General features: G+C 72.0%; 9 protein-coding genes. 6 read left to right on the plus strand and 3 right to left on the minus strand.

Translation table 11 applies throughout. The annotated features are described in order from the left end of the window. Positions 1–97: 97 nt before the first annotated feature. The 4 genes from epmA to ACW9J6_RS33715 all read left to right on the plus strand — a co-directional run bounded on the left by epmA (position 98) and on the right by ACW9J6_RS33715 (position 3,607). A complete protein-coding gene (gene epmA / locus ACW9J6_RS33700; RefSeq protein WP_457120692.1) occupies positions 98–1,150 on the plus strand; it encodes an EF-P lysine aminoacylase EpmA in 1,053 nt (350 codons plus the stop codon). Continuing rightward, positions 1,147–2,193, plus strand: coding sequence for a lysine-2,3-aminomutase-like protein (locus ACW9J6_RS33705; RefSeq protein WP_457120693.1), 1,047 nt, complete (start codon positions 1,147–1,149; stop codon positions 2,191–2,193). The genes epmA and ACW9J6_RS33705 overlap by 4 nt, the downstream gene beginning before the upstream one ends. Continuing rightward, positions 2,193–2,813, plus strand: a complete 621-nt coding sequence (locus tag ACW9J6_RS33710; RefSeq protein ID WP_457120694.1) for a glutathione S-transferase family protein — start codon at positions 2,193–2,195, stop codon at positions 2,811–2,813. Before ACW9J6_RS33705 ends, ACW9J6_RS33710 begins: the two co-directional genes overlap by 1 nt. 83 nt (positions 2,814–2,896) lie before the next feature. Continuing rightward, a complete protein-coding gene (locus tag ACW9J6_RS33715; protein WP_457120695.1) occupies positions 2,897–3,607 on the plus strand; it encodes a ribonuclease activity regulator RraA in 711 nt (236 codons plus the stop codon). A gap of 12 nt (positions 3,608–3,619) precedes the next feature. Here the strand turns inward: ACW9J6_RS33715 and ACW9J6_RS33720 are convergent, their stop codons facing one another. The 3 genes from ACW9J6_RS33720 to ACW9J6_RS33730 are packed head-to-tail and all read right to left on the minus strand — an operon-like array spanning position 3,620 to position 4,860. Next, positions 3,620–3,892 (minus strand): DUF3253 domain-containing protein, encoded by a 273-nt coding sequence (locus ACW9J6_RS33720; protein WP_457120696.1) that lies wholly within the window; start codon positions 3,890–3,892, stop codon positions 3,620–3,622. Then, complete coding sequence (locus tag ACW9J6_RS33725) at positions 3,870–4,571, minus strand: DUF599 domain-containing protein (RefSeq protein ID WP_457120697.1); 702 nt, start codon at positions 4,569–4,571, stop codon at positions 3,870–3,872. The genes ACW9J6_RS33720 and ACW9J6_RS33725 overlap by 23 nt, the downstream gene beginning before the upstream one ends. 7 nt (positions 4,572–4,578) lie before the next feature. Further along, positions 4,579–4,860, minus strand: coding sequence for an acylphosphatase (locus ACW9J6_RS33730; protein ID WP_457120698.1), 282 nt, complete (start codon positions 4,858–4,860; stop codon positions 4,579–4,581). 307 nt (positions 4,861–5,167) lie between these two features. On the opposite strand from ACW9J6_RS33730, the gene ACW9J6_RS33735 reads away from it, so the two are divergent. Both ACW9J6_RS33735 and tuf read left to right on the plus strand, forming a co-directional pair. After that, positions 5,168–6,463 (plus strand): diguanylate cyclase domain-containing protein, encoded by a 1,296-nt coding sequence (locus tag ACW9J6_RS33735; protein WP_457120699.1) that lies wholly within the window; start codon positions 5,168–5,170, stop codon positions 6,461–6,463. A 61-nt stretch (positions 6,464–6,524) separates the two neighbouring features. Then, positions 6,525–7,713: elongation factor Tu (gene tuf, locus ACW9J6_RS33740; RefSeq protein WP_457119368.1), on the plus strand; the 1,189-nt coding region annotated here is incomplete at its 3' end.

A 7,713-nucleotide genomic window follows, 5' to 3' on the forward strand; every position in this document is an offset into this window, starting at 1 on the left:
CGGTCGGCGTCCCGCAAGCCGCTGGCGGCCCCGGGTGCCCGAGCGCCCGCCCTATCGCATCTGACGCGCGACCGCCAGTCGCGACCGGTTCGCCCTCATGACCTCCGCCTCGCCCTGGTGGGCCCCCCACGTCCACGCCGACCGCCGGCCGCGCCTCGTCGCCCGCAACCGCATCAAGGCCGCGTTGCGCGCCTGGTTCGCCGAGCGCGGCTTCGTCGAGGTCGACACCGCCGCCCTTCAGGTCTCGCCGGGCAACGAGGCGCATCTCGCCGCCTTCGCCACCCGGGCGATCGGGCCCGACGGGCGCGCGCAGCCTCTCTACCTCCACACCTCGCCGGAATTCGCATGCAAGAAGCTGCTGGCCGCCGGCGAGCGCCGGCTCGTCACCTTCGCGCCCGTCTACCGCAACCGCGAGCGCGGGCCGCTGCACCACCCGGAATTCACGCTCCTCGAATGGTACCGCGCCGGCGAGTCGTACGGGGTGCTGATGCGCGACTGCGCGGCGCTGCTCGCGCGGGCCGCCGAGACCGCCGGCACGGATCGCTTCCGCTACCGCGACCGCGAGGCCGATCCCTTCGCGGAGCCCGAGCGGGTGACGGTGGCGGAGGCCTTCCACCGCTTCGCGGGCATCGACCTCCTCGCCACCGTGGCGCCGGGCGGGGCGACGGACCGCGGCGCGCTCCACGCCGCCGTGACCGGGGCCGGTCTGCGCACGGCGCCGGACGACACCTGGGCCGACCTGTTCAGCCGGGTGCTGGTGGAGCGGGTCGAGCCGGAACTCGGGCGCGGCCGGCCGACGATCCTCTGCGAGTACCCGGTGCCGGAAGCGGCGCTCGCCCGCCCGAGCCCCGACGACCCGCGGGTGGCGGAGCGGTTCGAGCTCTATGCCTGCGGGGTCGAACTCGCCAACGGCTTCGGCGAACTCACCGACGCGGACGAGCAGCGCCGCCGCTTCGTCGCCGAGATGGACGAGAAGGAGCGGATCTACGGCGAGCGCTACCCGCTCGACGAGGATTTCCTGCGGGCCCTCGCCCGCATGCCCGAGGCGAGCGGCATCGCGCTCGGCTTCGACCGGCTGGCGATGCTGGCGACCGGGGCCCGCCGCATCGAGGAGGTGATCTGGACCCCCGTCGCCGAGGACGCTCGGTGAGCGGCCGCACCCTTCGCGACCCGGCCGCCCTGGCGCGGGCCGGCCTCGTCCCGGCCGTGCGGCTTGCCGAGATCGAGGCGGTGGCCGCCCGCTACGCGGTGGCGGTGACACCCGCCATGGCCGAGCTGATCGAGACGCCGGAGGACGGCATCGGCCGCCAGTTCCTGCCCCGGGCGGAGGAGCTGGAGACGGCGCCCGGAGAGCGGGCCGATCCGATCGGCGACGGCGCGCACGCGCCGCTCCCCGGCCTCGTCCACCGCTACCCCGACCGGGTGCTGCTCAAGCCCCTCCACGTCTGCCCGGTCTATTGCCGCTTCTGCTTCCGGCGCGAGGTGGTGGGACCGGAGGGCATGGGCTCGCTCAGCGAGGCCGAGCTCGACGCGGCCTTGGCCTACGTGGCCGCCCGCCCGGAGATCTGGGAGGTGGTGGTCACCGGAGGCGACCCCTTCCTGCTCGCGCCCCGGCGCCTGGAGCGGATCGCCGCGGCGCTCGCCGCCATCGAGCACGTGCGGGTGATGCGCCTCCACACGCGGGTGCCGGTGGTCGCGCCCGAGACGGTGGACGCGGCCCTGGTGGCGGCCCTGCGGCGCTTCGGCCGCGCCGTCTTCGTGGCCCTCCACGCCAACCACCCGCGGGAATTCACCCCCGCCGCCCGCGCGGCGATCGCGCGGCTCGTCGATGCGGGGATCCCGATGGTCTCGCAATCGGTGCTGCTGCGGGGCGTGAACGACGACCCGGAGACGCTCGGCCTGCTCATGCGCGCCTTCGTGGAGAACCGGGTGAAGCCCTACTACCTCCACCACGGCGACCTCGCCCCGGGCACCGCCCATTTCCGCACCACGCTTAGCGAGGGGCAGGCCCTGATGCGGACCCTGCGCGGCCGGCTGTCCGGCCTCTGCCAGCCGACCTACGTCCTCGACATTCCGGGCGGGCACGGCAAGGTGCCGGTCGGGCCGGGCTACCTCGCGCCGCGGGAGGGGGGCCACTCGGTCACCGACCCGGAGGGGCGCGCGCACGCCTATCCGCCCGAGGGAGACGCCTGATGCGCCGGCTGTGGGGACGCCTGAATTCGGTCAACGTGCAGAAGGCGGCCTGGGCCCTGCGGGAACTCGGCCTGCCCTTCGAACGGGTCGAGGCTGGCGGCGCCCACGGCCGCGTGCGCGATCCCGACTACCTCGCCCTCAACCCCAACGGCCTCGTCCCGGTGCTGGAGGAGGACGGCTACGTCCTGTGGGAATCGAACGCGATCCTGCGCTACCTCGCCGAGGGGCACGGGCGGGGCGGGCTCCTGCCGGAGGACGTCCGCGCGCGGGGCCACGTGCACCAGTGGGTCGACTGGCAGGCCACGACCTTCACGCCGGCCATGCGCGACGCCTTCTGGCAGAGCGTGCGCGTGCCGGAGGAGAGGCGCGACCCCGCGGTGATCGCCCGCTCTCTCGCGGACAGCGAGGCCTGCGCCGCCCTCCTCGACGCGCATCTCGCGGGCCGGGCCTTCGCGGTCGGCGACGGCTTCACGCTCGCCGACATCGCGCTCGGCTGCGCGGCGCATCGCTGGCTCAACCTGCCGCTGCCCCGCGAGCCCCGGCCCCATCTGCAGGCCTGGTATGCAAGGATCGCGGCCCGGCCCGCGGCCGTGACGGTGCTCCCGCTTCCGATCACCTGACGCCCGCCCGACGGGCCTTCTGCCGGCAAACGCCATGCTTTAAGGCCGCCGGTGCAGGTCTTCATTCCCATCGGGATCCCGCCATGCCCCTCGACCAGACGCTCATCGACGCGCTCAAGGCCGTCACCACCGCCACCCTCACCACGGTGATGCTGAAGAAGGGGCTGCGGCGCTGCTGGATGCGCGGGCCGCAGCCGCGCTTCGCGGCCGGCACCCGGGTGGTCGGCCCGGCCTTCACCCTTCGCTTCGTGCCGGCCCGCGAGGACCTCGCCACCCCCGAATCCTGGTCGAGCCCGACCTCGACCCGCGGCGCCATCGAGGCGATGCCCGAGGGCTGCATCGCGGTCGCGGACGCCATGGGCGTGATCGACGCGGGCATCTTCGGCGACATCCTGGCCGCCCGGATGCAGAAGCGGGGCGTGGCGGCGCTCGTCACCGACGGCGTGATGCGGGACGGCGAGGGCGTGGCCGGCACCGGCCTGCCGGTCTGGTGCGCGGGCGTCGCCGCCCCAGCCTCGGTGGCGGGGCTGACCTTCGTGGGGTGGAATCAGCCGGTCGGCTGCGGCGGCGTCGCGGTCTTCCCTAACGACATCATCGTGGCGGACGGCGACGGCGCCGTGGTGATTCCGGCCGCGATCGCTCAGGAGGTCGCGCTCGCCGCCGTGGAGCAGGAGCGGCTCGAACTCTGGATCATGCGCGAGGTCGAGAAGGGCGCGGCCCTGCCGGGCCTCTACCCGCCGAATGCCGAGACCAAGGCCCGCTACGAGGCCGAGACCGGCAAGCCGGGTCAGTAGAGGCGAGCCCCGTCAGCGCGGCAGCGACAGGCGGTAGACGCCGCGGAAATCGTCCGGATCGGGAACCACGCGGCCCTTGCGCAGGATCGCGATCCGGCCCTCCTTCATCAGCCGCACCGCCTCCCGGCGCACGGGCTGCATCAGCGGTGCCCAGCCGTCCGGGTGAGGGCCGCCGAGCGCCCGCGCCACCTCGGAGGGGCAGATGGTCTTGTCGGGGCCGCGCTCGGCGACGAGGCGCAGCAGCGTCTCGGCGATGGCGGGGTCATTCGGGCGAGACGTCGACATCGGGATCCTGGAGGGCGCGGCAGGCCTCGGAGGCGAACTGGCGGCGCCACATCACGTAGACCACCGCCGCGGTGGTGGCGAACAGGATGTAGGGGCTCACGAACCAGCCCAGATAGGCCAGCGCGAAGAACCACGCCCGCTGGCCGCGGTTGAAATGCGCGCCCGCCACCACGTTAATGGCCGCGGCGCGCTTGGCGGCCCTGGAGATCTCCGCGGGATCGCTCCCGCGCGGGGGCACCGCGCCGATCAGGATCGCCCCGTAGTTGAACAGCCGGTAGGCCCAGGCGAACTTGAAGAAGGCGTAGACGAAGATCACCGCCAGGCCCGCCACCTTGACCTCCCAGGTGGCGCGGGTGGTCAGCATGCCGAAGGGCAGGGTGGAAAAGAGCGTCAGCACGTCGTCGGCCGAGCGGGTGAGCGTCAGCACGCTCCCCAAGGCGATCAGCGAGGTCGAGGCGAAGAACGCCGTACCGTTCTGCAGCGAGGCGTTGATGGTCGTGTCGACCACCCGGTTCTCCCGCACGGCGAGCTGCTCGGTCCAGGCGTGCCGGTAGCGGTTCATCATCCGGTTGAGGCTCTTGCCGCCGCGCGAGAGCCGCTCGACCGCGATGCCGTAGCCGATCCACGCGACGAAGAAGGTCGCCACCGCGCCGAGGTCGAGGAACGAGAAATCGCTCAAAGCCGCCTCACCCGCGCAGGATCGCGAAGCCGGGAGGCGGGACCTCGGCGAGGTCTTCCGCGGCGAGTTCGGTCACGCGGGCGCCCGCGGGCCCGTGCCGGAGCGCCTCCATGACGGCGGCCACGGCCTCGGGCTCGCCGCACAGGACGACCTCCACGGATCCGTCCTCGCGGTTGCGCACGAAGCCGGACAGATCGCGCGCCGCCGCCGCCTCGCGGGTCCAGGCGCGGAACCCGACCCCCTGCACGCGCCCGCGGACGATTGCCCGGACGATCTGCTTCGCTGCCACGATCCAACCCCGGTTCGCCGTGTCGGGCAGGCGGGTAGCACGCGCGCCCCGGCCTGGGAACGGCTGACGCCGCTCTCCGGCAAGACAGCGCCGGCGCCGGGTCGCCGCGTCGACCTGCCGAAAGGGAAGGGTGGCTAGAGCACGCGTCAAGCCCGCGATCGCGAACCGAAAGCCAGCCTTGTCACCATTCGACATAACGTATTCATCTTTTCATTACGCTGCCATGACCTAGTGCGGGAAGAGGCGAACCGCTCGCATCGTCGCGCATTTTGTGCCCGTGCCCGCTCGGAATAGGCAGCAAAGACCCGTGCCGAACACGATTTTGGACCTGAAATTCGTGAATTGCGTCCTAGGGTTCTCGCCCGAGGTGGAGGCGCGGTTCGAGGCGGAAACCGGGGCCGACCGCGTCACGCACCTTCGCGAGAGCATCGTGATCGGCCTCGTGTTCTACAACGCCTACGACCTCACCAACCGCGTTTTGATGTCCGACATCATCGGGCTCGGTTTCGTCCTGCGGCTCGCCGTCACCGCGATGGCGCTCGCCTGCGCCTGGCTGGCGGGGCGGGTCCGCCCGTCCGTGCGGGAAGCCCTCGCCGCCGGCGGCATGCTGAACGCCTATGCGCTGCCCGTCTTCCTGTTCTGGATGACCGACCGTCCGGAAGGCGCCTTCACCTATGCCGAACTGCACCTCACCCTGGTCTTCGGCGCCATGATGCTGGCGCTCCGCTTCCCGCAGGCGCTGGTCTTCGTCGCCGGGGCCGCCGCCATGACGCTCCTGGCCGTCGCCACGAAGCCGAACCTGTCGCGCGACCTCGTCACCGCCTTCACGTTCCAGAGCGTCATGGCGGGCCTGTTCGTCCTGGTCGCCAATTACCGCGTCCAGCGGCTGAGCCGCCTCGCCTTCCTGGCGTCCCTGCGAGCGATCCAGCGCTCCGACGATCTGGAGGAGGACCGGCGGCGCTTCGCCGTCCTGTCCCATCAGGACCCGCTCACCGGGCTCCTCAACCGGCGCAGCCTCGACGGTCGGCTGGCGGCCTGGGAGGCGGCGCCGGTCGGTCGCCGCCGCGCGCTCGCGGCGGTCATGATCGATGTCGACCACTTCAAGGCCTTCAACGACCGCTACGGTCACCCGGCGGGCGACGCCTGCCTCCGGGCCGTGGCGGCGGCCCTGCGCGGGGAACTGGCCGGGACGGGCGAGGCGTTCCGGTACGGCGGGGAGGAATTCGCCGTCCTCCTGGACCTGGACGAGACCGACCGCCTGCAGGAATGGGCCGATCGCCTGCGCGCCAGCGTGCAGGCGCTCGCGATCCCCCATGCGGGGCGCGGCGACGACGTGGCGGTGGTGACCGCCAGCGTCGGGGCCGCGCTTGCCCCCGCGGGAACGGCCTGCTCGCCGCAGGCCCTGCTCGGCTGCGCGGATGCCGCCCTCTACGATGCCAAGCGCGACGGCCGGAACCGCTGTCGGCTGTGCTGCGCGGGTCCCGGTGCCGGCGCCGCGACCACGGGCAGCCCCGGACCCGCCTGCGGTCCCCAGGTGGCGTGCCGCCCCCCGGCGGCCTGGACCGGACCCGGCGGACTTGATCCGGCGCCGCTAACCCTCTAAGCGGGCCGCGCCTTCCGCCCGGCCCGTGTCGTCGTGGGCGGGCTTGCCGCAGGTGAGGGATATGGCCAAGGAAAAGTTTTCGCGGACGAAGCCGCACTGCAACATCGGGACGATCGGTCACGTCGACCACGGCAAGACGTCGCTGACGGCGGCGATCACGAAGGTTCTGGCGGAGGCGGGCGGGGCGACGTTCACGGCCTACGACCAGATCGACAAGGCGCCGGAGGAGAAGGCGCGGGGGATCACGATCTCGACGGCGCACGTGGAGTACGAGACGCCGAACCGTCACTACGCGCACGTGGACTGCCCCGGCCACGCGGACTACGTGAAGAACATGATCACGGGCGCGGCGCAGATGGACGGCGCGATCCTGGTGGTGTCGGCGGCGGACGGCCCGATGCCGCAGACGCGCGAGCACATCCTGCTGGCGCGGCAGGTCGGCGTTCCGGCGCTGGTTGTGTTCATGAACAAGGTCGACATGGTCGACGACCCTGAGCTGCTGGACCTGGTCGAGCTTGAGGTTCGCGAGCTTCTGTCGAAGTACGACTTCCCCGGGGACGACATCCCGATCACCAAGGGCTCGGCGTTGTGCGCTCTGGAGAACCGTGAGCCGAAGATCGGTCACGACGCGATCCTGGAGCTGATGAAGACGGTGGACGCCTACATCCCGCAGCCGGAGCGTCCGATCGACATGCCGTTCCTGATGCCGATCGAGGACGTGTTCTCGATCTCGGGCCGCGGGACGGTGGTGACGGGGCGCGTGGAGCGCGGGATCATCAAGGTGGGCGAGGAGGTCGAGATCGTCGGGATCCGGCCGACCACGAAGACGACGGTGACGGGCGTCGAGATGTTCCGCAAGCTTCTGGACCAGGGCCAGGCGGGGGACAACGTGGGCGTCCTGCTGCGCGGCACCAAGCGCGAGGACGTTGAGCGTGGGCAGGTTGTGTGCAAGCCGGGATCGGTGAAGCCGCACACGAAGTTCAAGGCGGAGGCGTACATCCTGACGAAGGAGGAGGGCGGGCGTCACACGCCGTTCTTCACGAACTACCGCCCGCAGTTCTACTTCCGGACGACGGACGTGACGGGGGTGTGCCAGCTTCCCGAGGGCACCGAGATGGTGATGCCGGGCGACAACGTGACGATGGACGTGACGCTGATCGTGCCTGTGGCGATGGAGGAGAAGCTGCGCTTCGCCATCCGCGAGGGCGGCCGCACCGTCGGCGCCGGCGTCGTCGCCTCCATCTCCGAGT

The sequence above is a fragment of the Methylobacterium sp. JK268 genome (assembly GCF_054052225.1).

Excerpts from the sequence above, each read along its gene's own strand:
- epmA (WP_457120692.1), top strand. The coding sequence starts at position 98 with ATGACCTCCGCCTCGCCCTGGTGGGCCCCCCACGTCCACGCCGACCGC.
- ACW9J6_RS33710 (WP_457120694.1), top strand. The coding sequence starts at position 2,193 with ATGCGCCGGCTGTGGGGACGCCTGAATTCGGTCAACGTGCAGAAGGCG.
- ACW9J6_RS33720 (WP_457120696.1), bottom strand. The coding sequence starts at position 3,892 with ATGTCGACGTCTCGCCCGAATGACCCCGCCATCGCCGAGACGCTGCTG.
- ACW9J6_RS33715 (WP_457120695.1), top strand. The coding sequence starts at position 2,897 with ATGCCCCTCGACCAGACGCTCATCGACGCGCTCAAGGCCGTCACCACC.